Raw genomic sequence first — 22,514 nt, forward strand, 5'->3', positions numbered from 1 at the left:
TTTAACTTTTATTTTTTTATGTTTTATGGCGCGCATTCGTAGCTGCGCGCACGGAAGTTGCAAGAGTCGCCCGACAAACAGCAGTTAGGCTTCTTCCAACCGTGCCTGTAATGCATCACTTCCGGCTTCGAGCAGCGCTTCCTCGATCCGCGTCAACCGCGCCTCGCCGGTGATTTTCGAGCCGGTGACGTCGGTGATGTAGAAGGTATCGACCGCGCGCTCGCCATAGGCGGTGATATGCGCCGAATGGACCACCAGCCCTTCCTCGAACAGCGTCCGCGCCAGCCGGTTGAGCAGCGCCGAGCGATCGCGCGCATTGACCTCGATCACGGTAAAGCGGTTCGACGCCTTGTTGTCGAACACCACGCGCGGATCGATGTCGAAGGCCTTGGAACGGTGATGCGGCAGCGGGCGCTGCGCCAGCCGCGGCTCGAGCGCGATGCGGTTGGCGAGCGCATCCTCGATCGAACCCTCGATCCGCTCGAGCTGGCTGGCCTCGCAGAACGGACGGCCATGCGGGTCCTGGACCAGGAAATTGTCGACCGCCCAGCCCGAACGGGTGGTGTGGATTCGCGCGTCGATGATGTTGGCGCCCGCCAGATGGATGCCGCCGGCGATGCGGTAGAACAGCCCGGGATGGTCGGCGGCGATCACGGTCACCAGCGTCGCGCCGCGCTCCTCGTAATATTCGCAATGGATCGAGAGCTTGTGATCGGCGTTCCGCGCCGCTTCGAAATGCACCAGATTGAGCGCGATGATATCGGGCGCCTCGGCGATCCAGTAGGAATCGTCGAAGCGCGTGCCGATGCCACTGGCCAGTTCCGCGCGCTCGCCGAGCAGTTCGGCGACCTCCTCGCGCTTGGCCGCGACGCGGACATCGCGCCCGTGCCGCGCATGGCCCAGCCGCAGCCGCTCCTGCGCGGTGTCGAACAACTCGCCCAGCAGCTGGCCCTTCCAGCTGTTCCACACGCCGGGCCCGACCGCACGGATATCGACCGCGGTGAGAATGGCGAGATGGCGCAGCCGCTCGACCCCCTGCACCTTCGCCACGAAATCCTCGATCGTCTTGGGATCGGTCAGGTCGCGCTTGAAGGCGGTGGCGCTCATCAGCAGGTGTTCGCGCACCAGCCAGGCGACCAGATCGGTTTCGGCACTGGTCAGCCCGAACCGCGGGCACAATTCCTGCGCCACCTCGGCGCCGAGCAGCGAATGATCGCCGCCGCGTCCCTTGGCGATATCGTGGAGCAGCGCCGCGACATAGGCGACGCGGCGGCTCGAAACCTTGTGGATGAGGTGCGAGGCGCGCGGATGGTCCTGTTTGAGTTCGCCCTTCTCGATCCGGCTGAGCAGTCCGATCGCGCGGATGGTGTGCTCGTCCACCGTGTAATGGTGGTACATGTTGAACTGCATCTGCGCGTTGACGCGGCCGAAATCGGGCACGAAGCGCCCCATTACCCCGGCCTCGTTCATCCACCGCAGCACGGCTTCGGGGTCCTTGCGCCCCGCCAGCAGCTCGAGGAACAGCGCATTGGCGCGCGGGCTCTCGCGCACGCTATTGTCGATCTGCCCGCTGTCGCGGCTCGCCTGGCGCATGGTCTGGGGATGGATCTCGAGCTGTTCGGCTTCGGCGAGCTGGAACAGCTCGATCAGCCGTACCGGATCCTTGCGGAACCAGTCGTCCGAGGGCGCTGCGATCCTGCCGCCGTGAACGCGGTAGCCCTTGACCTCGCGCGGGCGGGCACGGAACCCTGCAAAGAAGCCGCTGCGCTGGCTCTTCTGCGCGAGCTGGTCGTCGATATGCGACAGGAACACGCCGGTCAGGCTGCCGACGCGATTGGCCTGGAGGAAGTAGAACTGCATGAAGCGCTCGACCGCGCTTTTGCCCGGACGGTCGGCGAACTTCATCCGCTCGGCGATCTGGCGCTGGAAATCGAAGGTCAGCCGGTCCTCCGCGCGCCCGGTGATCTGGTGGAGGTGGCAGCGCACCGCCAGCAGGAACCGCTCGGCGCGGCGGAAGCTGCGGTATTCGTCGCTGGTGAACAGGCCGACATCCACCAGTTCCGACGCGCTGCGGACCTGGTGGAGGTATTTGCCGATCCAGTAGAGCGTCTGGAGATCGCGCAAGCCCCCCTTGCCCTCCTTGATATTGGGTTCGACGACATAGCGGCTGTCGCCCATCCGGCGGTGGCGCGCGTCGCGTTCGGCCAGCTTTTCGCGCACGAACTGGCGCCCGGTGCCGCGCGCGACCTCGGCCCAGAAGCGGTGCGCCGCCTCGTCGTAAAGTGCCTCATCGCCCCACACATAGCGCGCCTCAAGCAGAGCGGTGCGGATGGTGAGATCCTCGCGCGCCAGCCGCGTCGCCTCGTCGACCGAGCGGCTCGAATGGCCGACCTTGAGGCCGAGGTCCCACATCAGATAGAGCATCGCCTCGATGACCTGCTCGCACCATGGCGCGCTGCGCTGCGGGGTCAGGAAGGCAATGTCGAGATCGGAATGCGGCGCCATCTCGGCGCGGCCGTAGCCGCCCACCGCCATGATCGCGATCCGTTCGGCGGAGCTGCGGTTGGCGGCGGGGTAGAGATGGGTGGTGACATGGTCGAACAGCACGCGGACGAGCTGATCCATCAAGAAGGCATGGCCATTGGCGCAGGCATGGCCGGCAGATGGCTGGGCCTCAAGCCGCCGGGCCAGTTCGGCGCGCCCTGCGTCGAGCGCTTCGCGGAGCGTTTCGACTATCTGCGGGCGTGCTTCAGCTACCCCCGCTTCCGCCAGCACCGCGATCCTGGCGGCGAGCTTGCGCCGGTCGATGATCGCGCGCTGGTCGGGAAGCCGGGTCGATTTCACGCGTCGACGAAATCCTTGGCATAGGTCGCACGGACCATGCGCTTGTCGACCTTCTGCGTGCCCAGCCGGGGCAGCGTCTCCTCGGCGACCCAGATCTGCTGCGGCTGCTTGAACGGGGCGATCCGGTCCTTGAGGAAGTCGCGCAGTTCGTCGGCGCTCAGCGACTTGCCCGGCTTGGCAAGGAACACCGCTGCGGGGATTTCGCCATAGCGTTCGTCGGGCAGGCCGAACACCGAGCATTCGGCGACATCGGGATGCGCGTAGATGGCATCCTCCACCTCGATGCAGGTGATGTTCTCGCCGCCGCGGATGATGATGTCCTTCTTGCGGTCGACGATATAGAGATAGTCGTCCTCGTCGAGCTTGCCGAGATCGCCGGTGCGGAAATACATGTCCTTGGTGAAGGCCGCCTCGGTCGCCTCGTCATTGTTCCAATAGCCGATGAAATTGCACACCGAGCGGATGCAGACCTCGCCGATATCGCCCTGCGCCACGGCGTTGCCGTCATCGTCGAGGATCGCGAGATCGACCAGCGGGCGGCTGGCCTTGCCAGTGCTGCTGGGCTTGGCGATGTAGTTCTCGTTGAAATTGCCGCAGCCCACGCCGTTGGTCTCGGTCAGCCCGTAGCCCAGCAGCGGGAAGCCGGTCGGGAAGGCTTCCTTGATCTTGGAGACATGCTCGACCGGGCGCGGGGCGCCACCTGCAGCGAGGCTGGTGCAGGTCGACATGTCGAACTGGTCGCGCTCGGGATGGCTGGCCATCTCGTAGGTCATCAGCGGGACCCCGGCGAAATAGCTGACCTTTTCCTTCTCGATCAGCCGCATGGCCTCGCGCGCATCCCATTTGGGCATCAGCACGATCTTGCGCCCCAGCGCGAAGCTCTGGAGGAACAGCGGCACTTCGCCGGTGACGTGGAACAGCGGCACCGCGAGCAGGGCGCAGGCCTGGCTGGTCGGCGCATTGCCGGTGGAACCGAGATAGCTGAACGCCATCAGCGATTGCAGCGCATAGCTCATCGCCCCGTGGACCACGCCGCGATGGTCCGAATAGGCGCCCTTGGAGCGGCCGGTCGAACCCGAGGTGAAGAGAATGGTCGCCAGATCGTCGGGGCCAAGCTCGGGCAGCGTGACTTCCGCGGGATCGCCCCAGATAGTGGCGAGCCCCTTGGACGGCGGCTGGTCGTGGCGGATGCGGACCAGCTCAGCGTCGAGCGCGATGCCCTCGAGCCGCTTGAAGCGGGCGCCATCGGCGAGCAGCAATTTTGCCTCGACCAGCGCGACCTGTTCGGCCAGTTCCTCGCCGGTCGAGAAACCGTTGAGCAGCGTGGCGCAGCCGCCCGCCATCAGCACGCCGAGATAGGTGATGATCCAGTTGGCCGAATTGCGTGCGCCGATCGCGATCCGGTCGCCCTTTTCGACGCCGTGCTCCTGAACCAGTCCGGCAGCGACATGGCGCGCCATGGTGAAGGTCTCGCCGAAGGTCAGGCGGTGATCGCCATCGACCAGGAAGTCGGCATCCTTATGCTCGTTGCAGTAATGCGCGATGTAATGAACCATGCTCGGCGGCGCGTTCTTGAGCGCGGGCATTTCCACCCCGTTGCGGGTGAAGGGCACCGTCTCGGCCGGGGCCCCGGGCGCGGTCAGCGTGTTCATGATCGTGTCGAGTGTCGTATCGAGCGCGGTCGGCATGGGTATTCAAATCCTCTCCAGTAAAGGACGAATGCATCATTGCATTCCGCCCGGGGCACAAGGCCCCAGCATGCGCAGGCTTTCCCGAAACCGCCCGCTATGCCACAAGCCGCGCCGCACGGGGTTCCATGCGCGGACTCGGGCGCGTCTCTAAGGGGATATCCATTTGTTGTCACTACTCGCCGCGACCGGCGCCGAGCCGATCCAGTGGGCCGAACTCGGGCTGAGGCCCTATCTGTTCTCGATCGGCGGCTTCCAGCTACGCTATTATTCGCTCGCCTATCTGGGCGGGATCCTGCTGGGATACTGGCATCTGTCGCGCATGGTCCGCGCGCCCGGCGGGCCGATGGCGCAGCGCCATGTCGACGACCTGTTCTTCTATTGCACGCTCGGGATCATCCTCGGCGGGCGGCTCGGCTACGCTGCTTTCTACCGGCCCGAACTGTTCGGCAGCCTCGAGCTGTTCCAGCTGTGGAGCGGCGGGATGAGCTTCCACGGCGGGGTGCTCGGGGTGCTGGCGGCGATCGGCTTCGTGTCATGGCGCGGCCAGCTCAACTGGCTGCGGGTGTGCGACTATATCGCGGTCAACGTGCCCTTCGGCATGTTCTTCGGGCGGCTGGCCAATTTCATCAATGGCGAACTCTACGGCCGCCCCACCGATGTGCCCTGGGCGATGGTGTTCCCCAGCGACCCGCTCGGGCTCGCGCGCCATCCCAGCCAGCTCTATCAGGCCGCGCTCGAAGGCCTGCTGCTGATCGCGATCCTGGTGCCGCTGTTCTGGCTTACCCGCGCCCGCTTTCGTCCCGGCGTGCTGGTCGGGGTGTTCACCGTCGGCGTGTCGGTGGCGCGCTTCGTCAACGAGTTCTTCCGCGAGCCCGATGCGCATCTCGCCTATGTGGTGCTCGAATCGGGGCTGTCGCGCGGGCAATGGCTGTCGCTGCCGATGATCGCGGTGGGGCTGGCGGTGATCGCCTACAGCCTGACGCGCAAACCTGACGACAAACTGTCCGCGCCGCGCAAGTCTGCGTGAGCGGGAGCGGTCGCACCGACCTCGCGGAGAGCTTCGCGCGGCTGATCCGCAGCGACGGGCCGATGCCGGTGGCGCGGTTCATGGGCGAGAGCAATGCGCGCTATTATGCGGCGCGAGACCCGCTCGGCGCGGCGGGCGATTTCGTCACCGCGCCCGACATCAGCCAGATGTTCGGCGAGATGGTCGGGCTGTGGCTGGTGGATCTGTGGGTCCGTGCGGGGCGACCCGCCGATGCAATCTATGCCGAGCTGGGGCCGGGGCGCGGCACTCTGGCGCGCGATGCGCTGCGGGTGATGCGCGGGCAGGGTCTCGAGCCGCAGGTGCATCTGGTCGAGGGTTCGCCCGCGCTGCGCAAGGTTCAAGGCGAAGCGCTGCCCGGAGCGGCGTTCCACGACGATATCGCCAGCCTTCCCGAAGACCGTCCGCTGCTGCTGGTAGCCAATGAATTTCTCGATGCGCTCCCGGTGCGCCAGCTGGTGCGGACCGAGGCGGGCTGGCGCGAGCGGATGGTGGCGTTGGCGCCGGAGGATACCGCTGACGTCCCGGGCGCCGCCTTCGTTTTTACCGCGGGAACCCAGCCGATGGATGCCGCGGTATCCGAGCGCTGGCGCGGTGCGCCGGTTGGCACGCTGATCGAGACCTGCCCCGGCGCCGCGGCGGCGATGGCGGAGCTTGCGCGGCGGCTGACGACGCAGGGAGGCGCGGCGCTGTTGATCGATTACGGCCATCTCGCGCCGCGCGCCGGATCGACGCTGCAGGCAGTGCGCGCGCATGCTAAAGTCGATCCGCTGGCGCTGCCGGGCGAGGCGGATCTCACCGCGCATGTCGATTTCGCGATGCTCGCCGAGATCGCGCAGAATGCCGGCGTGCCGTGGATCGCGGGGACTACGCAAGGCGCCTGGCTGGGAGCTGTCGGGATCGAAGCACGCGCGCAGGCGCTGAGTGCCAGAGCGCCCGAGCGCGCCGAGGAGGTCGCGGCCGCGCATCGCCGCCTCGTTCATGGCGACGACATGGGCGACCTGTTCAAGGTGTTCGCGCTGTCCGGGGGCGGATGGCCGCCGGGCGCCGGATTTGCGCCGCAAGCATGAAACCCCCAAGATTAGACAACCCGCCACACTCGGACAGTCATCCAAAAAGGAATCGCCGATGAAATTCGCCGCTCTCGCCCTCGCCGCCACCGCCGCGCTGACCGCCGGCCCGGCGCTCGCCGCCGCGCCGATCACGGGCAGCTGGGTGACCGAGGAAAGGGATGCAGTGATCGCGGTCGGCCAGTGCGGGCGCAGCTATTGCGGCAAGATCAGCCGCTTTCTCAAGCCCCCGCCCGAGGGGGCCGGCCAGCGCGATGTCAACAATCCCGACCCCGCCAAGCGCAGTCGCCGCATTCTCGGCATGCCGGTGCTGACCTCGTTCACCGAGGATGGCGATCTGTGGCGCGGGCGGATCTATGACCCCAAAAGCGGCAAGGATTACCGCTCGGTGGTGCGACGACTGTCGAGCGGCAAGCTCGAGGTGAAGGGCTGCCTCGGCCCGTTCTGTCAGACGCAGGTCTGGACCAAGGCCAACTAGAGCCCGATCCGCTCCGCCAGCGCGCGCGCCGCCTCGGCGGGCGAGCGCTTGTCCTCCATGCGGTCGACCTCGAGATTGGCCTCGCGCATCGCCTCGACGTCGATCGCGCCCAGCAGCGGGTCGAGCGCGGCGACCAGTTTCGCATCGGTCTGCGCCTCGGGCCCGAGCAGGATCAGCGCATCGTAGCTGGGCAGCGCCTCTAGCGGGTCCTCGAGCACCACCAGCCGGTCCGCCGCGATCCGCCCGTCGGAAGTATAGGCGCTGATCGCATCGGCGCCGCCGGAGCGCAGCGCATTGTACATGAAGGTGGGCGAGAAATTGCGCTGGCGGGCGAAGTCCAACCCATATGCCTCGCGCACCGCGACCCATTCGGGGCGCTCGAAGAATTCGGGATCGCCGCCCACGGTCAGGCGCGGGGCGACGCGCGCGAGATCGGCGAGGCTGCGCACCCCGAGTTCTTCGGCGCGGTCCTCGCGCATCGCGAAGGCATAGGCATTCTCGAAGCCGAGCCGGCCGAGAATGCGCGCTTCGCTGGTGTCGCGCGTCCACGCGACGATCGCCTCGTACATTGCCTCGCGTCCGGGATTGTCCTCGCGGCCCATCTGGTTGGTCCACAGCGTGCCGGTGTAGTCGATCGCGATGTCGATCGCCCCGGTGGTCACCGCGCTGTGGACCACCGCCGAGCCCAGCCCGTCGCGATATTCGACCGCGTAGCCCGCCTGTTCGAGCTGCTGGCCGATCAGCCGGGCGAGGATATATTGTTCGGAGAATGACTTGGCGCCGATCACCACCGTGTCGCGCGTGTCGCCGCGCAGCGCCGGGGCGAATTGCGCCGCCAGCGCCGCGGCGATCCCCAGCAGCACCGCGACCATCCCACCCAGCCACAGTACGCGGCGGCGCTGCGCGAAGCCGCGCTCGATCAGCCCCAGCAACAGGTCGGCGCTCAGCGCCAGCCCGGCCGAGGCAAGGCAACCCGCCAGCACCAGCGCCCAGTTCTGCGTTTGCAAACCGGCGAAGATCGGATCGCCCAGGCTCTGCTGGCCGATGGTGGTCGACAGCGTCGCAGCACCGATGGTCCACACCGCGGCGGTGCGGATCCCCGCCATCACGAAGGGCGCGGCGAGCGGGGCCTCGACCAGCCGCAGCTTCTGCCACTGGCTCATCCCGACGCCATCCGCAGCCTCGATCACACCGGGGTCGAGATTGGCCTGCGCGGTGACCGCATTGCGCAGGATCGGCAGCAGCGCATAAAGCGCCAGCGCCAGCAGCGCAGGGAGAAATCCCAGCGTCGGCAGCCCCTCGCCGAACACCGCGCGCAAGCTCAGCAGGATCGGGAAGAACAGCGCCAGCAGCGCCAGCGCGGGAATAGTCTGGACGAGGCTGGCAAAACCCAGCGCCACCCGCGCGACGGTCTCCGAACGGCTCGCCCAGACCGCCAGCGGCAGCGCCATGGCGATACCCAGCCCGATCGCCGCCGCCGAGAGCAGGACATGCGCGGCAAGCGCGTCGCCCAGACCCAGCAGGATCGGCCAGAAACCGTTCATGCTGCCCCCTCGCTGGTCATCTGCGCCAGCCGCCCGGCCTGATCGCGCGGCACCGCGACGAGACCCTGCGCCACCTCGCCGCCGCGCCCCGCCAGCAGCGCATGCGGGGCCTCGTCGGCGACGATCCGCCCAGCCTCCATCACCAGCACCCGGCTGGCGAGCAGCAGCGCCTCGGCCATGTCGTGCGTCACCATCACGGTGGTGAGCGCGAGATCGTCGTGCAACTCGCGTACCTTATGCCCCAGCGCGGCGCGGGTGATCGGATCGAGCGCGCCGAAGGGTTCGTCCATCAGCAACAGATGCGGCTCACCCGCCAGCGCGCGCGCCACGCCCACGCGCTGGCGCTGGCCGCCGGAAAGCGCTTCGGGCAATCGCGCGGCCATGTCGGGTTCGAGCTCGACCAGTTCGAGCAATTGCGCGATCCGTGCAGGGGGCAGTCTCTCGCCCGCCAGCCGCGGACCGATGGCGATGTTCTCGCCCACGCTCATATGCGGGAACAACCCGATGCCCTGGAAGACATAGCCCAGCTTGCGGCGCAGCGCGGCAAGCGGGAGCGACGCCGTGTCCTCGCCTTCGAACAGCACGCGCCCGGCAGCGGGCACCACCAGCCGGTTGACCGTCTTGAGCAGCGTCGACTTGCCCGAGCCAGAGGCGCCGACCAGCGCGACGAATTCGCCCGGCGCGATGGTCAGCGACACCTCGTCGACCGCGCGGATAGAGCCATAGAACCGTCCGACCCGGTCGAACTCGAGCGCCGCCGGGGCGGGGTTCACGAGGTCTCGGCCGCCCCGTCCGCCGTCTCTTCGCCGTCTTCGCCGTCGGTCTCGCTCTCGACCGGCGGTTCGGGCCGGCGATATTCGACGCTCTCGAGCTGGACTCGCCGCCCGCTGCCGCTGGTGACGATCATATGGCCTCCCTCGTCCATCCGCTCGGGGCGCCAGCACTGATCCAGCGAATCCTCGGCATCGGGGGTGAAGCAGATCCGGTCTTGCGCGTCGTATTCCCACACACCTTGCTGCCACGGGTCGCCATTGCGCATATCGCGATAGCGGCCGCCGGGATCGAGGAAGGTGGTGAAGAGCGCGCCGCTCCCGTCGCGCGCGCGCCAGGCGGTACGCGAGAATTCATTGGGCAGCGGCGGCGGCTCGGGAGCCGGCTCGGCCTCGGTGGCAGCGCTGTCGAGAGCGGCCTGCTGGGGGGTCTCGACTGCTGCGCTCTGCTCCGAGCCGTCGCTGCACGCTCCCAGCAGGGCGAAACCGGTAAGGATGGCGATGGCGGATTTCATGGGTTTCTCCTTGGGCGCGCCCTGCATAGGAAACCCGCCCGGGAAACGCGACCCTTTGCCGGGTCGGCGGTCTGCTTCAGTCGCTCGCTTCGACCGCTGTGCGCGACAGGGTGAGCGTGACATGCAGCGCATCGTCCTCAAAGCGGCGCTCGAACTTGCCGCCCAACTGACCCTCGACCGCCATGCGCAGCAGCCGCGAGCCGAAGCCTTCTTCCGTGCTATCGCGATCGGAGGGGCTCAACCCCTGTTCCAGCCAGTCGGCAGTGATGGTGTCGCCATTGTGCGAGATGGCGATCGAGACCGAACCGGCGGCGTCGCCCAGCGCGCCGTATTTGGCCGAATTGGTAGCGAGTTCGTGGAATATCAGCGCCAGCGGGGTCGCCGCCTTCTCGCCGATGGTGCAATCGTCGCCCAGCACCGAGACCTTGCCGCCCTGCGCGTCGCGATAGGGTTCGAGCAGATCTTCGAGCAATCCGTGCAGGCTGGAGCCCTTGCGGCCCTCGAAGGGGCGGACATAGTCATGCGCGCGTCCGAGCGCGCGGATCGTCGATTGCAATTCGTTGGCGAATTCCTTGGCTTGCGGCCAGGCGCGCGAACGCACCGAGATCAGCCCGGAAACCACCGCGAAGATGTTCTTGATCCGGTGCGACAGCTCGCGCGCGAGCAGGTCGCGCGAATCGGAGAGGCGGTGGAGATCGTCGATATCGACCGCGGCGCCGAACCAGGCTTCTGGCGGTTCGTCGCCGATCGTCACCGGCCAGGCGCGCAGGATCATCCAGCGATAGATCCCGTCGTGGCGCATGACCTGCGCGCGGGCTTCCCAGCGCGAGGAGGTCTCACGCGAGATCCGGCGCGCATTCTGGACTTCCTCGAGATTGTCGGGATGGACCAGCTTGGCGAAATCGATAGCGGCGAGATCGCTGGTCCCGCAGAACTCGAGTAGCGGCTGGTTGGCATAGTCGATATCGCCCGCGGCATCGGCCGCCCAGGCGTAGACCGGAAGGTGCTCGGCGAGCTGGCGCACGCGCTGTTCGCTGCGGCTGAGGTGGGCATCGGCGGCGCGCGCCTGCCGTTCGAAGGTCAGCCGCCGCATCACCGCATCGGCGAGCACGCTCAGCCCTTCCTGCTGGAACTCGGTCAGCCCCTCGGGACGCGGTTCGAAATCGATGACGCACAGCGCGCCCAGCGGGGTGCCCTCGCTGGAGATCAGCGGCGCGCCGGCGTAGAAACGGATGCCCATTTCTCCGGTGACCAGCGGGTTTTCGGTAAAGCGCGGATCCTGCGTCGCGTCGGGCACCACCATCGGTTCGCGCTCGAGCATGGCATGCGCGCAGAAGCTGGTCGGACGCGGGGTCTCGCGCGTCTCGATGCCGGTACGCGCCAGAAAACGCTGCCGTTGTTCCTCGACCACGGTGACCAGCGAGACGGGGACTTCGCACAATTGCGCGGCGAATTCGACGATCCGTGTCAGCTCAGGATCGTCCTCGACCGCGTCCATGCCATGCGAGGCAATCACCCGGGCACGATCGTGCTCTTCCGATCGCGCGGGATCGGCGGGTTTGCGACTGGGCCAGAGAGGAAATCTCGCCAATTTCATGGGCCGCAGCGCCATAGCGCAAGACCCGGAGAAGGCAAGGATTTCAAATTGTCGACGAGGGTGCGGCGGCTTGCCGTTTGCCCGCCGCCCGCAACCCCGCTATCGCGCCCGGCGACAAGCGAGTGCCCGGCCGGAAACGGCCCGCGATGGCCCGCGAACAGGAGCAGATATGCGCGCGACCCCCGATTTCGATTTCCAGCTTGGCGAGAGCGCCCAGATGATCCGCGAGACGGTCGAGCGCTTTGCCGACGAACAGATCGCGCCGCTGGCGCAGAAGGTCGATCGCGAGGACTGGTTCCCGCGCGAACTGTGGGAGCCGATGGGCGCGCTGGGGCTGCATGGCATCACCGTGGCCGAAGCCGATGGCGGGCTCGGGCTGGGCTATCTGGAACATGTCATCGCGGTCGAGGAAGTCAGCCGCGCCAGCGCCTCGGTCGGGCTGTCCTATGGCGCGCATTCGAACCTGTGCATCAACCAGATCGCGCGCTGGGGCAATGACGCGCAGAAGGCGAGATATCTCCCCGGGCTGGTTTCCGGCGAGCATGTCGGCAGCCTGGCGATGAGCGAGGCGGGCGCCGGTTCGGATGTCGTCTCGATGAAGCTCAAGGCCGAGCAGGTTCAGGGCGGATACGTCCTCAACGGCACCAAGTTCTGGATCACCAACGCGCCCTATGCCGATACGCTGGTGGTCTATGCCAAGACCGACACCGCGGCCGGATCGCGCGGGATCACCGCATTTCTGATCGAGAAGGACATGCCAGGCTTCTCGATCGGCCAGAAAATCGAGAAGATTGGCATGCGCGGCTCGCCCACCGCCGAGCTGGTGTTCGACGATTGCGAGGTGCCCGAGGAAAACGTGATGGGCGCGGTCGGCGGCGGGGTCGGCGTGCTGATGAGCGGGCTCGATTACGAGCGCGTGGTCCTGTCGGGCATCCAGCTGGGCATCATGCAGGCATGCCTCGACACGGTCATCCCCTATCTGCGCGAGCGCAAGCAGTTCGGAAAGCCGATCGGCAGCTTCCAGCTCATGCAGGCCAAGGTGGCGGACATGTATGTCGCGCTGCAGACCGCGCGGGCCTACACCTATGCCGTGGCCAAGGCCTGCGATGCGGGCCAGACGACGCGGTTCGATGCTGCGGGTGTGATCCTGTATTCGAGCGAGAGCGCGTTTCGCGTGGCGGCTGAAAGCATCCAGGCGCTGGGCGGCGCGGGCTACACGCTCGACTGGCCGGTGGAACGCTACATGCGCGACGCCAAGCTGCTCGACATCGGCGCGGGCACCAACGAGATTCGCCGCATGCTGATCGGCCGCGAACTGATCGGGGCAGCGGGGTGAGCGCCGACGAGGACTACGTTTACGACGAGGAAAGCGGCGAATGGATGCCCGCTTCCGAACTCGCGGAGAAGCAGGCTTCAGCCGACCGGCCGGAAGTACGCGACGCGGTCGGCAATCTGCTGGCCGATGGTGACCAGGTGACTCTGGTCAAGGACCTCGAGGTCAAGGGCGCAGGCCAGACCCTGAAGCAGGGTACGCTGATCAAATCGATCAGGCTGACCGGCGACGATCAGGAAATCGACTGCAAATATCCCGGCATCAAGGGGCTCGTGCTGCGCGCCGAGTTCGTCAGGAAGCGCTAGTTCCGCGCCTACAACTTTGCAGCGCCATCGATTGTCGCTAGACGCCCGCGCATGACCGCACCCGTCCTCACTTCGCAGCTCGATCGCGAGACGCCCGATGCCCGGGCGCGCTTCGAGCACAACATGGCGCTCGCCGCAGACTTGCGCGCGACGGTCGCGACGGCCGCGCTGGGCGGCTCCGAGGGCAGCCGCGAGCGGCATGTCGGGCGGGGCAAGCTGCTCCCGAGAGAACGGGTAGAGCGGTTGCTCGATCCCGGTTCGCCGTTCCTCGAGATCGGCCAGCTCGCCGCGAATGGTCTGTACGGCAAGGACGAGATCCCCGGCGCCGGGCTGATCTGCGGGATCGGGCGCGTTTCGGGTCGGCAGGTGATGATCGTGTGCAACGACGCCACGGTAAAGGGTGGCACCTATTATCCGATGACGGTCAAGAAGCACCTTCGTGCGCAGGAAATCGCGCAGGAGAACCGGCTGCCGTGCATTTATCTGGTCGACAGCGGCGGCGCCAATCTGCCGCATCAGGCCGAGGTCTTCCCCGACCGCGACCATTTCGGGCGGATCTTCTTCAATCAGGCCAATATGAGTGCGCTGGGCATCCCGCAGATCGCCTGCGTGATGGGCAGCTGCACCGCGGGCGGCGCCTATGTGCCCGCAATGAGCGACGAGAGCGTGATCGTCCGCAACCAGGGCACGATCTTCCTCGCGGGTCCGCCGCTGGTGAAGGCCGCGACGGGCGAGGAAATTTCGGCCGAGGATCTGGGCGGCGGCGATCTCCATGCAAAGAAATCGGGCGTGGTCGATCATCTGGCGGAGAACGACGAGCACGCGCTCACCATCGTGCGCGATATCGTCAGCCATCTTGGCGAGAACCCGGCGGAAGCGAAGGCAATCGAGTTGCGCGAACCGCGCCCGCCGGTGTTCGATGCCGACGATCTTTACGCCATCGTCCCCGACGATGTGCGCGCGCCTTACGATGTCCATGAAGTCATCGCGCGGCTGGTCGACGGCAGCGAGTTCCACGAGTTCAAGGCGCATTACGGCAGCACGCTGGTGTGCGGTTTCGCGCATATCTGGGGGATGCCGGTGGCGATCCTCGCCAACAATGGCGTGCTGTTCAGCGAAAGCGCGGTCAAGGGCGCGCATTTCATCGAGCTCGCCTGCCAGCGCCGGATTCCGCTGCTGTTCCTGCAGAACATCTCCGGCTTCATGGTCGGCGGCAAATACGAGGCCGAGGGCATCGCCAAGCATGGCGCGAAGCTGGTGACCGCGGTCGCCACCGCCAGCGTCCCCAAGCTCACCGTGGTGATCGGGGGCAGCTTCGGTGCGGGCAATTACGGCATGTGCGGGCGCGCCTATGGCCCCCGGTTCCTGTTCACCTGGCCCAATGCGCGGATTAGCGTGATGGGCGGCGAACAGGCGGCATCGGTGCTCGCCACCGTCCACCGCGATGCCGACAGCTGGAGCGATGACGAGGCCGAGGCCTTCAAGGCTCCGATCCGGCAAAAATACGAGGACGAGGGCAACCCCTATTACGCCACCGCGCGATTGTGGGACGACGGGGTGATCGACCCCGCGCAGACCCGCGATGTGCTCGGCCTCGCGCTCGCCGCGACGCTCGAGGCGCCGATCCCCGAGCGGCCGGCGTTCGGCGTGTTCCGGATGTGACGCTCCGCCCCACGCTCCTTTCGCGGCTCGTTCACCGCCTGCTCGTCGTGCTTTACCGGCGCCGCGGCTATCGCTTTGAAGGGGGCCATCCCGGGGTCTCGAAATGCGTCGTCACCGGTGCGCCGCACACCTCGAACTGGGATTTCGTGTTCGTGCTTGGGGCGGTCGAGCAGCTGGGCCTGAAACCAGCCTTCATCGGCAAGCACACGCTGTTCAAATGGCCGATGACGCGGTTCATGCGCGACATGGGCGGGATCGCAGTCGATCGCGGCAAGCGGGCCAAGTTCGTCGATCAGGTCGCCGCGGCGTTCGCGGCGAGCGACGAACTGGCGCTGGTGATCGCGCCCGAGGGGTCGCGTGGATCGGAAGGGCAGTGGAAATCGGGGTTCTACCACATCGCCCTGAGCGCGGGGGTGCCGATCGTACCGGCTTGGGTCGATCAGGAGCGTCGCACGGGCGGCATCGGCGAGGCAATCATGCCCAGCGGCGATTATCGCGCCGATCTGCTCAAGATCGCGGAATTCTACCGTTCCAAACGTCCGGATTGCGCGCGGTTCGAACGATTGGCGCAATCGCTGCGCGAGGACGACACGCAAGGGGAAGGACCCACATGATGATCATCGAGGCACTGCTGGCCAATGCGGCGATCCTGTTCGGGCTGGCGCTGATCCTGTGGGTGGTGGCGCTGCAGGTTGAGGACGTTTCCTTCGTCGATGCCTTCTGGGGCGGCGGGATCGCGCTGCTGGCCTTGCTGAGCTGGCTCCAGCTTGCCGAGGCCGGGCCGCTCGCGACCATGCTGATGGCGATGGTGGTGGTCTGGGGCGTGCGGCTGGGGCTGCACCTGCTGCTGCGCTGGCGCGGCGAGGGGGAAGACCCGCGCTATGCGCGGATGCTGCGCGCCGACCGTGCAAAAGGGCACTTCGCATGGGCCGCGCTGGTCAAGGTGTTCCTGCTCCAGGCGCTGCTGATGCTGGTGGTCTCCAGCCCGGCGCAATACGGTATCCTCGAGGCCAGCTGGGACCAGCCGATGAGCGGGCTGGCGCTGCTCGGGCTGGCGCTGTTCGCCATCGGGATCGTGTTCGAATGGGTCGGCGACTGGCAGCTCACGCGCTTCAAGGCGCGGCGCACGGACGAAGCGGCGGTGCTCGACAGCGGGCTGTGGCGCTACACCCGCCATCCCAATTATTTCGGCGAGGCCTGCATCTGGTGGGGGATCTGGATCGCGGCGGCATCGGCAGGCTGGTGGGTCGCCGCGTGGACCGTGATCGGGCCGATCGTCATCACCGCCCTGCTGGTCAAATGGTCGGGCGCCGCATTGCTCGAAAAGGGCCTGATGCAGCGCAAGGGCGAGGCCTATGCGCGCTACCAGCGCCGCACCTCGGGTTTCGTGCCCCGACCGCCGCGTTCGTCGGACTGACGCCAGCGCTCGACCGGCGGTGCGGATTGGAGCCGCGCTGGCTTTAAACCTTCGCAAGCTTGGGCTAGATGGGACGGCGACCAAGGAGGCGCGGAGAGTGACGAGGGAAGACAGGGCCCGCGAACGCGAACGGCTGGCGCAAATGGCGATCGAGCTGACCGCCAGGCGCGGAGCCGAGGTCACGCCCGAAATTCTTGCCGTCGAAGCCGGCCTGTCGCGCGCGCGGATCGATGCGCTGTTCCCTCAGGAAAGCGATCTGTTCGACGCAACCACCGAGCGCTGGTTCGCACCGCATGTCGCCATGATGGAAGAGGTGCTGGCGAGCGATCTGCCGACGATCCGCAAATTCTACGAATTCTTTGCACGCCGCTATCTCCACAATCGCAAGGAATACCGCCGCGACCCCGAAGCATTCGCCTTGCTGTGCGAGCTGGGCGCGCGCCGCTTCGAGCGGGTGCGGTCCTATATCGATCTGGCCGATCACTATCTGTGCGAATTGATCGCGCAGGCGCAGGTCGATGGCGTTTTCGAGGGGCTGGAGATCGATCAGGCGCTCTCGCTGATCAACCAGATGGTGGTGGCCTACACCCAGCCCGACGTGCTGATGATGCTCGACGAACGGCTCAGCGAGGAAAAGCTCGCCGCCATCGTCGAGACCATGTTCGCCGGGTTGTCGGGCAAGGACCGCGGCGCCCGCGGCCTGGCGGGGCTGCACGCCGCCTGACACAGCCGCGTTGGCGATCCACGGCCTTAGCCAGCGGTCGCCAGCCTTCGTCTGAGGAACGCACCGGCGGGAGGCGGGTTTATCCCTGCAGGCCCGCCAATTCGCACGCGCGATCCGGGCGATGGGGAGAATTTCGATGCAGGCCGACCAGACCACCACATTCCTGATCATCATCGCGGCGATCGTAATCGTCCTGGCCGCGATCTGGTTTTTCCTACGCCAGCGCAAGACCACCAAGCTGCGCGATCGCTATGGCGAGGAGTACGACCGCACAGTCGACCGGGTCGGCGGGCGCGGCAAGGCCGAACGCAATCTGGCGGAGCGCGAGCAGCGAGTCTCCGACTTCCACATCCGTCCTTTGACTCTCGCCGAGCGCGACCGCTTCACCGCCGAATGGCACGAAACCAAGACGCTGTTCGTCGACAGCCCGCAGGAAGCCGTTCTGCGCGGCGATCGGTTGCTGGGCGCGATGATGGAGGCACGCGGCTTTCCGGTGGAGAATTTCGACCGCCGCTACGAGGATCTGACGGTCGATCACGCCGAGGTCGCCAATCATTATCGCCAGGGGCACGAGATCGCGGACAAGGGCGGTGACGCCACAACCGAGGAAATGCGCAGGGCGCTCAACCATTACGAGAAGCTGTTCGCGGATATGGTCCGCGATGCCGGCGAAGGAGTTGGCGATCAATCGGGCGAAGTCGACAACGCCCGCCATGAAGCGCACACCGAGATCGGCGATGCCGGGGCCGATACCGGGACCGATACCGCTGTCGACACTGGTGTCGATACGCCCGTCGATACCACCGTCACCTACGACAGTGCAGAACGGCCGATTCGTCCCGGTTGAAGAGCGATCAGCGGTGGGGGCCGCCGTCCTCGGCGAGGGCGTATTTGAGCGCGGCCCCCACCATCGCTCCCGATATCGCGATGATCAGGATCGCCCACAGCCAGTAGGGCAGCCACAGCGCTTCCTCGAGCGCGCCGGTGTCCGACAGCATCGGGCGTCCGCCGATCACCGCGCTGTGCGAGAACAGATAATGCCAGTCGCGCAGCATGCTCAGCGCGCCGAGCACCCCGAGGAACTGCACCGCAAACCGCACCAGCCCGGGGCGTGCCTTCAGCGCGATTGCGACCAGCGCGGCGGCGATCAGCGGCAGGACCAGGAAGCCGACCATGCTGCGCACCCAGATCAGCGTCGAGACGAGGATGATCGCGGCGAGCACATAGAGCGCGGGACGCCAAAATTCCTGCCGCCTGGTCGCGGCGATCAGCGCGGCGCCGATCACGGTCGGTCCCAGCGGCCCGCCGAGGCTTACCAAGGCAGTGGCGAAGGCGCTCGGGTTGGCGGGCGAGAAACTCTCGGCATAGCCCGAGCCGTCGGACAGCAGCACCAGCCGCTCGAATTCCCACCCCAGCGCCAGCGCCGCCATTCCATGGCCCATCTCATGGAACCAGGTCGTCAGGATGGTGAAGGGGTAGAGCAGGTAATTGCCCAGCGGCAGTTGCGGCAGGAAGATCACCAGCGCGCCCGCGATGATCAGCTGGCCGACTTGCTGCTGCTGCGTGGTCTGGTGGCGCCGGGGCGGAAACGAGGGCGGCTGCCAGTTCATTCGGCGGTTTCGGGCGCGGGGCCGGGCGCGAGTTCGGGTGCGTTCGTGGATGCTTCCTCGCGCTGCTTGCTCAGGATCGACCAGCCGGCGATGAACAGCCCGGCGGCGAGCGGCCCGAGCACGATCCCCGACAGGCCGATCAGCGCGAGTCCGCCCAACGTGGTCACCAGGATCATCCAGTCGGGAATCCCGGTGTCGCGGCCCACCAGGATCGGGCGCAGCAGATTGTCCGCCAGCCCCACCACCGCGACGCCTGAGGCAATCACCACCACCCCCTGCCAGACCGCACCGATCGCGAGCAGGTAGATCGCCACGGGGACCCAGATCAGCGCCGGACCGACCGCAGGCAGCAGCGAGGCGAATGCCATCAGCAGGCCCAGCAGCAGCACCGAGGGCATCCCGACGATCCAGAAGGTGATCGCGCCCAGCGCGCCCTGTACCAATCCAACCACGCCCGAACCCTTGATGGTGGCGCGCACGATGGTGAGGAAACGGTCGGCCAGCTCTTCGGCGATGGCGCGTTCCATCGGCAGCGCACGGACCACCGCATGGCCGATCGCGCTGCCGTCGCGCAGGAAGAAATAGCCCACATAGAGCGCCACACCCAGCGAGAGCAGGAAGCCCGCAACGCCGCCGCCGATGGCCAGCGCCTGCGCGGCGATCAGCCCTGCGGATTGCTCGGCGAAATCCTGGATCCGGTTCTGCGCCGCGACGAGGTCGCCCCAGCCCGATTGCGCCAGCCAGGCCTGCGTCGTGGACGGCAGCGCACCCATGATCTGCGCAAACCAACCTGCCACATCGACCCGGCCTTCCTGAAAGGCAATGACGACCTCGATCGCCTGCGCGACGATCGCACTGCCGATCATCACCGCGGGCAGGACGACGGCGAAGGTGACCACCAGCAGCGTCGCCACCGCGGCCTGGTTTTCGTGGCCCGGGCGCCAGCCTAGAAAGCGGCGATAGAGCGGCTGGAAGATGATCGCCGCCAGCGCCGCCCACAGGATCGGCGCGGCGAACGGCCACGCGATCGCAAGGAAGGCAAGCGTCGCCAGCGCCAGGAACACGAGGAAACCGCCGCGTTCGATGCGGTTCTCGGCAGTGGAAGCCTCCAGCGCATCACCGGTCAGCGAATCGGCTCGATCCCTCGGCGGCGGCAGGTCGCCGGTCTGGCTCACCCGCGATCAGACATCGAGATTGGCGACATTGAGCGCATTGTCCTGGATGAACTCGCGCCGCGGCTCGACGATATCGCCCATCAGCCGGGTGAATATCTCGTCGGTCACATCGGCATCCTCGACCTTGACCTGGAGCAATGCGCGGTTGTCGGGATCGAGCGTGGTCTCCCACAATTGCTCGGCGTTCATTTCGCCCAGACCCTTGTAGCGCTGGACCTTCTGACCCTTGCGCCCCGCGACCATGACCGCATCGAGCAACTGCGAGGGCAGCGTGATCGAACTGTCGTCGATAACCGTCAGCGCCTCGCTCTCGGCGTCCGGATTGTTCTCGGGCGCGGGCTCGGCATCGTCGGCGTCGGGCTCGTCCTCGCTGCCCTTCACCAATCGCACCGGGCGCTCGTAAACCTCGGCGTGTTCGCCCGCGACGCGATGGAGCTTGCGCGCTTCGGCGCTGGTGAGGAAGGCCGCCTCGATCTCGTGGACATCGGTCACCCCGCGCCAGGTGCGGCGGAAGCGGACCAGGCCATCCTCGCCGATATCGGCGCTCCAGCGCGCTTCGGTGTCGCCCATCTGGAGATGCGCCGCCGCCCTGGTCAGCGCCGCGCTGCGATCGGTCAGCTCGGGGTCGAGCACGCCGGTCAGCGCCATCGCCTCGATCAGCGCATAATTGTATTTGCGCGGGACGAAGCCGAACAGGTTGCGCAGCCGCAGCGCGTGCTCGACCAGTCCGGCCAGTTCGGCGCCGCCGCGCGTTCCGTTCGCGGTTTCGAGCAGGCGGCCGTGGAGCCCGGTCTGGACCAGGAAGCGGTCGTAGGCCGGCTGATCCTTGAGATAGACCTCCGACTTGCCCTTCTGGATCTTGTAGAGCGGGGGCTGGGCGATGAAGAGGTGCCCGGCGCGGATGATCTCGGGCATCTGGCGGTGGAAGAAGGTAAGCAGCAGCGTACGGATATGCGCGCCATCGACATCGGCGTCGGTCATGATGACGATCTTGTGATAGCGCAGCTTGTCGAGCGTGAACTCGTCTCGCAGGCCGGTCCCCATCGCCTGGATCAGCGTGCCGACTTCCTTGGAGGAAATGATCCGGTCAAAGCGCGCGCGCTCGACATTGAGGATCTTGCCCTTGAGCGGGAGGATCGCCTGGGTGCGGCGATCGCGGCCCTGCTTGGCCGAGCCACCTGCGGAATCGCCCTCGACCAGGAACAGTTCGCAATTTTCCGGATTGCGGTCCTGGCAATCGGCCAGCTTGCCGGGCAGGCTGGCGATGCTCATCGCGCCCTTGCGGCTCATCTCTCGCGCGCGGCGCGCGGCTTCGCGCGCGGCGGCGGCGTCGATCACCTTCTGGATGATCGATTTGGCGTCGGCGGGGTTTTCCTCCAGCCATTCGCTCATCTTTTCGCCCATCAGCGCCTCGAGCGGCTGGCGCACTTCCGAGCTGACCAGCTTGTCCTTGGTCTGCGAGCCGAACTTGGGATCGGGCAGCTTGACCGAGACGATCGCAGTTAGTCCTTCACGCATGTCCTCGCCCGAAAGCGTGACCTTTTCCTTCTTCATCAGCCCCGAGCTCTGGGCGTAATTGTTGAGCGTCCGGGTCAGCGCGGCGCGGAAGGCAGCCAGATGCGTGCCGCCGTCGCGCTGCGGGATGTTGTTGGTGAAGGCGAGGACGTTCTCGTAATAGCTGTCGTTCCATTCGAGCGCGACATCGATGCCGATCCCGTCCTTCTCGGCCGAGACCGAGATCGGATCGACGAACAGCGGCTGCTTGTTGCGGTCGAGATATTTGACGAAGGCCGCGATCCCGCCCTCGTAATAAAGATCGTGCTCGGCCATCTCCTCGTGGCGCTTGTCGCGCAGCAGGATGTGAACGCCCGAATTGAGGAAGGCGAGCTCGCGATAGCGGTGCTCGAGCTTGTCGAAGTCGAATTCGAGCACATTCTTGAAGGTGTCGGTCGATGGCATGAAGGTCACGCGGGTGCCCTTCTTGAGACCGCGTTCGTCGCCCGAACTGGCGACCGGCGGGGCATCACCGGTGATCGCAAGCGGAGCGACCGTGTTGCCGTGTTCAAAGCGGATCCGGTGTTCCATGCCGTCGCGCCAGATCTGCAGCTCGAGCCATTCGCTCAGCGCGTTGACCACCGAGACGCCGACCCCGTGAAGCCCGCCCGAGACCTTGTAGGCGTTGTCGTCATTGGTGTTGTCGAATTTTCCGCCCGCATGGAGCTGGGTCATGATGACCTCGGCCGCCGAGACGCCCTCGCCCGTGTGCATATCGACCGGGATGCCGCGGCCATTGTCCTCGACCGAGACCGAGCCATCGGGGTTCAGCTCGATCAGCACCAGATCGCAATGGCCCGCCAGCGACTCGTCGATCGAGTTGTCCGAGACCTCGAACACCATGTGGTGCAGGCCCGAGCCGTCATCGGTGTCGCCGATATACATGCCGGGGCGCTTGCGCACCGCGTCCAGGCCCTTGAGAACCTTGATCGAATCCGCGCCATAGGCGCCTTCCTGGCGGACCCGAACCGGCGGGCCGTCGGTCCGGGTTTCGGGGGCTGCTGCGGCCGGGGTTTCGGGGGTGGATTCGGGGTTGGTTTCAGGTGTTTCGTTCATGGTGATTATATAGGCGCAAAGCCGCTGATTTCCAAAGTTTTACCGCCGATCTTTCCCACAGATCGCCGGGGTCGATCGACGGCTCGCGCTGCGGCCGCGATGGTTTCGGGTGCAACCACTTGCT

The 22,514-nt window shown here is 66.5% G+C and carries 19 protein-coding genes; 10 read left to right on the forward strand and 9 right to left on the reverse strand.

What is annotated here, in order from left to right:
* Positions 1 to 84: 84 nt before the first annotated feature.
* Both A9995_RS05970 and A9995_RS05975 read right to left on the reverse strand, forming a co-directional pair.
* Positions 85 to 2,844 (reverse strand): [protein-PII] uridylyltransferase, encoded by a 2,760-nt coding sequence (locus tag A9995_RS05970; RefSeq protein ID WP_067610396.1) that lies wholly within the window; start codon positions 2,842 to 2,844, stop codon positions 85 to 87.
* The gene (locus A9995_RS05975; RefSeq protein WP_067610399.1) at positions 2,841 to 4,532 is read right to left on the reverse strand and encodes a class I adenylate-forming enzyme family protein; all 1,692 of its coding nucleotides are present in this window, start codon (positions 4,530 to 4,532) and stop codon (positions 2,841 to 2,843) included. Before A9995_RS05975 ends, A9995_RS05970 begins: the two co-directional genes overlap by 4 nt.
* A 166-nt stretch (positions 4,533 to 4,698) precedes the next feature.
* On the opposite strand from A9995_RS05975, the gene lgt reads away from it, so the two are divergent.
* From lgt to A9995_RS05990, 3 genes are all read left to right on the forward strand, one after another.
* Positions 4,699 to 5,562 (forward strand): prolipoprotein diacylglyceryl transferase, encoded by an 864-nt coding sequence (gene lgt / locus A9995_RS05980; RefSeq protein ID WP_199797224.1) that lies wholly within the window; start codon positions 4,699 to 4,701, stop codon positions 5,560 to 5,562.
* Positions 5,563 to 5,624: 62 nt separating this feature from the next.
* Complete coding sequence (locus tag A9995_RS05985; RefSeq protein WP_082992563.1) at positions 5,625 to 6,650, forward strand: class I SAM-dependent methyltransferase; 1,026 nt, start codon at positions 5,625 to 5,627, stop codon at positions 6,648 to 6,650.
* Between the two features lie 58 nt (positions 6,651 to 6,708).
* The gene (locus A9995_RS05990; protein WP_067610406.1) at positions 6,709 to 7,128 is read left to right on the forward strand and encodes a DUF2147 domain-containing protein; all 420 of its coding nucleotides are present in this window, start codon (positions 6,709 to 6,711) and stop codon (positions 7,126 to 7,128) included.
* Here the strand turns inward: A9995_RS05990 and A9995_RS05995 are convergent.
* The 4 genes from A9995_RS05995 to A9995_RS06010 form a co-directional block, all read right to left on the reverse strand.
* On the reverse strand, positions 7,125 to 8,672 hold the full coding sequence (locus A9995_RS05995) for an ABC transporter permease/substrate-binding protein (protein WP_067610408.1): 1,548 nt from the start codon (positions 8,670 to 8,672) through the stop codon (positions 7,125 to 7,127). The two genes, A9995_RS05990 and A9995_RS05995, sit on opposite strands and share 4 nt — an antisense overlap.
* The gene (locus A9995_RS06000; protein ID WP_067610410.1) at positions 8,669 to 9,445 is read right to left on the reverse strand and encodes an ATP-binding cassette domain-containing protein; all 777 of its coding nucleotides are present in this window, start codon (positions 9,443 to 9,445) and stop codon (positions 8,669 to 8,671) included. Before A9995_RS06000 ends, A9995_RS05995 begins: the two co-directional genes overlap by 4 nt.
* Entirely contained in the window at positions 9,442 to 9,957 is a 516-nt protein-coding gene (locus A9995_RS06005; protein WP_145916830.1) for a hypothetical protein, read from the reverse strand. Before A9995_RS06005 ends, A9995_RS06000 begins: the two co-directional genes overlap by 4 nt.
* Before the next feature lie 76 nt (positions 9,958 to 10,033).
* Positions 10,034 to 11,554 carry a sensor histidine kinase gene (locus A9995_RS06010; RefSeq protein ID WP_067610977.1) on the reverse strand — a complete coding sequence of 507 codons (1,521 nt, stop codon included), beginning with the start codon at positions 11,552 to 11,554 and terminating at the stop codon, positions 10,034 to 10,036.
* Positions 11,555 to 11,723: 169 nt separating this feature from the next.
* Between A9995_RS06010 and A9995_RS06015 the strand changes: the two genes are divergently transcribed.
* The 7 genes from A9995_RS06015 to A9995_RS06045 all read left to right on the forward strand — a co-directional run bounded on the left by A9995_RS06015 (position 11,724) and on the right by A9995_RS06045 (position 17,842).
* On the forward strand, positions 11,724 to 12,890 hold the full coding sequence (locus A9995_RS06015; RefSeq protein WP_067610413.1) for an acyl-CoA dehydrogenase family protein: 1,167 nt from the start codon (positions 11,724 to 11,726) through the stop codon (positions 12,888 to 12,890).
* Positions 12,887 to 13,192 carry an alkylphosphonate utilization protein gene (locus tag A9995_RS06020; RefSeq protein ID WP_067610415.1) on the forward strand — a complete coding sequence of 102 codons (306 nt, stop codon included), beginning with the start codon at positions 12,887 to 12,889 and terminating at the stop codon, positions 13,190 to 13,192. Before A9995_RS06015 ends, A9995_RS06020 begins: the two co-directional genes overlap by 4 nt.
* Before the next feature lie 51 nt (positions 13,193 to 13,243).
* Positions 13,244 to 14,854 (forward strand): carboxyl transferase domain-containing protein, encoded by a 1,611-nt coding sequence (locus tag A9995_RS06025; RefSeq protein ID WP_067610417.1) that lies wholly within the window; start codon positions 13,244 to 13,246, stop codon positions 14,852 to 14,854.
* Complete coding sequence (locus tag A9995_RS06030) at positions 14,851 to 15,468, forward strand: lysophospholipid acyltransferase family protein (RefSeq protein ID WP_067610419.1); 618 nt, start codon at positions 14,851 to 14,853, stop codon at positions 15,466 to 15,468. Before A9995_RS06025 ends, A9995_RS06030 begins: the two co-directional genes overlap by 4 nt.
* Positions 15,468 to 16,271: a DUF1295 domain-containing protein gene (locus A9995_RS06035; protein ID WP_145916831.1), complete on the forward strand. Its 804-nt coding sequence runs from the start codon at positions 15,468 to 15,470 to the stop codon at positions 16,269 to 16,271. Before A9995_RS06030 ends, A9995_RS06035 begins: the two co-directional genes overlap by 1 nt.
* Positions 16,272 to 16,368: 97 nt before the next feature.
* Positions 16,369 to 16,995 (forward strand): hypothetical protein, encoded by a 627-nt coding sequence (locus A9995_RS06040; RefSeq protein WP_233998111.1) that lies wholly within the window; start codon positions 16,369 to 16,371, stop codon positions 16,993 to 16,995.
* A 121-nt stretch (positions 16,996 to 17,116) separates the two neighbouring features.
* Positions 17,117 to 17,842 (forward strand): hypothetical protein, encoded by a 726-nt coding sequence (locus A9995_RS06045; RefSeq protein ID WP_168157340.1) that lies wholly within the window; start codon positions 17,117 to 17,119, stop codon positions 17,840 to 17,842.
* Between the two features lie 7 nt (positions 17,843 to 17,849).
* On the opposite strand, the gene A9995_RS06050 is transcribed toward A9995_RS06045, so the two are convergent.
* Genes A9995_RS06050 through gyrB form a run of 3 tightly spaced genes read right to left on the reverse strand, consistent with a single transcriptional unit; the run spans position 17,850 to position 22,390 of the window.
* A complete protein-coding gene (locus A9995_RS06050) occupies positions 17,850 to 18,605 on the reverse strand; it encodes a M50 family metallopeptidase (RefSeq protein ID WP_067610427.1) in 756 nt (251 codons plus the stop codon).
* Positions 18,602 to 19,780, reverse strand: a complete 1,179-nt coding sequence (locus A9995_RS06055; RefSeq protein WP_369815808.1) for an AI-2E family transporter — start codon at positions 19,778 to 19,780, stop codon at positions 18,602 to 18,604. Before A9995_RS06055 ends, A9995_RS06050 begins: the two co-directional genes overlap by 4 nt.
* Before the next feature lie 6 nt (positions 19,781 to 19,786).
* On the reverse strand, positions 19,787 to 22,390 hold the full coding sequence (gyrB, locus tag A9995_RS06060) for a DNA topoisomerase (ATP-hydrolyzing) subunit B (protein ID WP_082992524.1): 2,604 nt from the start codon (positions 22,388 to 22,390) through the stop codon (positions 19,787 to 19,789).
* Positions 22,391 to 22,514: the final 124 nt, after the last annotated feature.

Source organism: Erythrobacter sp. QSSC1-22B (assembly GCF_001678665.1).
In the GTDB taxonomy this organism is placed as follows: Bacteria; Pseudomonadota; Alphaproteobacteria; order Sphingomonadales; family Sphingomonadaceae; genus Qipengyuania.

What these genes read in the sequence shown, in the direction of transcription:
- A9995_RS05975 (WP_067610399.1), bottom strand. Translation starts at nt 4,532, where the DNA reads ATGCCGACCGCGCTCGATACGACACTCGACACGATCATGAACACGCTG.
- A9995_RS05985 (WP_082992563.1), top strand. Translation starts at nt 5,625, where the DNA reads ATGCCGGTGGCGCGGTTCATGGGCGAGAGCAATGCGCGCTATTATGCG.
- A9995_RS05990 (WP_067610406.1), top strand. Translation starts at nt 6,709, where the DNA reads ATGAAATTCGCCGCTCTCGCCCTCGCCGCCACCGCCGCGCTGACCGCC.
- A9995_RS05995 (WP_067610408.1), bottom strand. Translation starts at nt 8,672, where the DNA reads ATGAACGGTTTCTGGCCGATCCTGCTGGGTCTGGGCGACGCGCTTGCC.
- A9995_RS06005 (WP_145916830.1), bottom strand. Translation starts at nt 9,957, where the DNA reads ATGAAATCCGCCATCGCCATCCTTACCGGTTTCGCCCTGCTGGGAGCG.
- A9995_RS06010 (WP_067610977.1), bottom strand. Translation starts at nt 11,554, where the DNA reads ATGAAATTGGCGAGATTTCCTCTCTGGCCCAGTCGCAAACCCGCCGAT.
- A9995_RS06015 (WP_067610413.1), top strand. Translation starts at nt 11,724, where the DNA reads ATGCGCGCGACCCCCGATTTCGATTTCCAGCTTGGCGAGAGCGCCCAG.
- A9995_RS06025 (WP_067610417.1), top strand. Translation starts at nt 13,244, where the DNA reads ATGACCGCACCCGTCCTCACTTCGCAGCTCGATCGCGAGACGCCCGAT.
- A9995_RS06035 (WP_145916831.1), top strand. Translation starts at nt 15,468, where the DNA reads ATGATCATCGAGGCACTGCTGGCCAATGCGGCGATCCTGTTCGGGCTG.
- A9995_RS06045 (WP_168157340.1), top strand. Translation starts at nt 17,117, where the DNA reads ATGGGGAGAATTTCGATGCAGGCCGACCAGACCACCACATTCCTGATC.
- A9995_RS06050 (WP_067610427.1), bottom strand. Translation starts at nt 18,605, where the DNA reads ATGAACTGGCAGCCGCCCTCGTTTCCGCCCCGGCGCCACCAGACCACG.
- gyrB (WP_082992524.1), bottom strand. Translation starts at nt 22,390, where the DNA reads ATGAACGAAACACCTGAAACCAACCCCGAATCCACCCCCGAAACCCCG.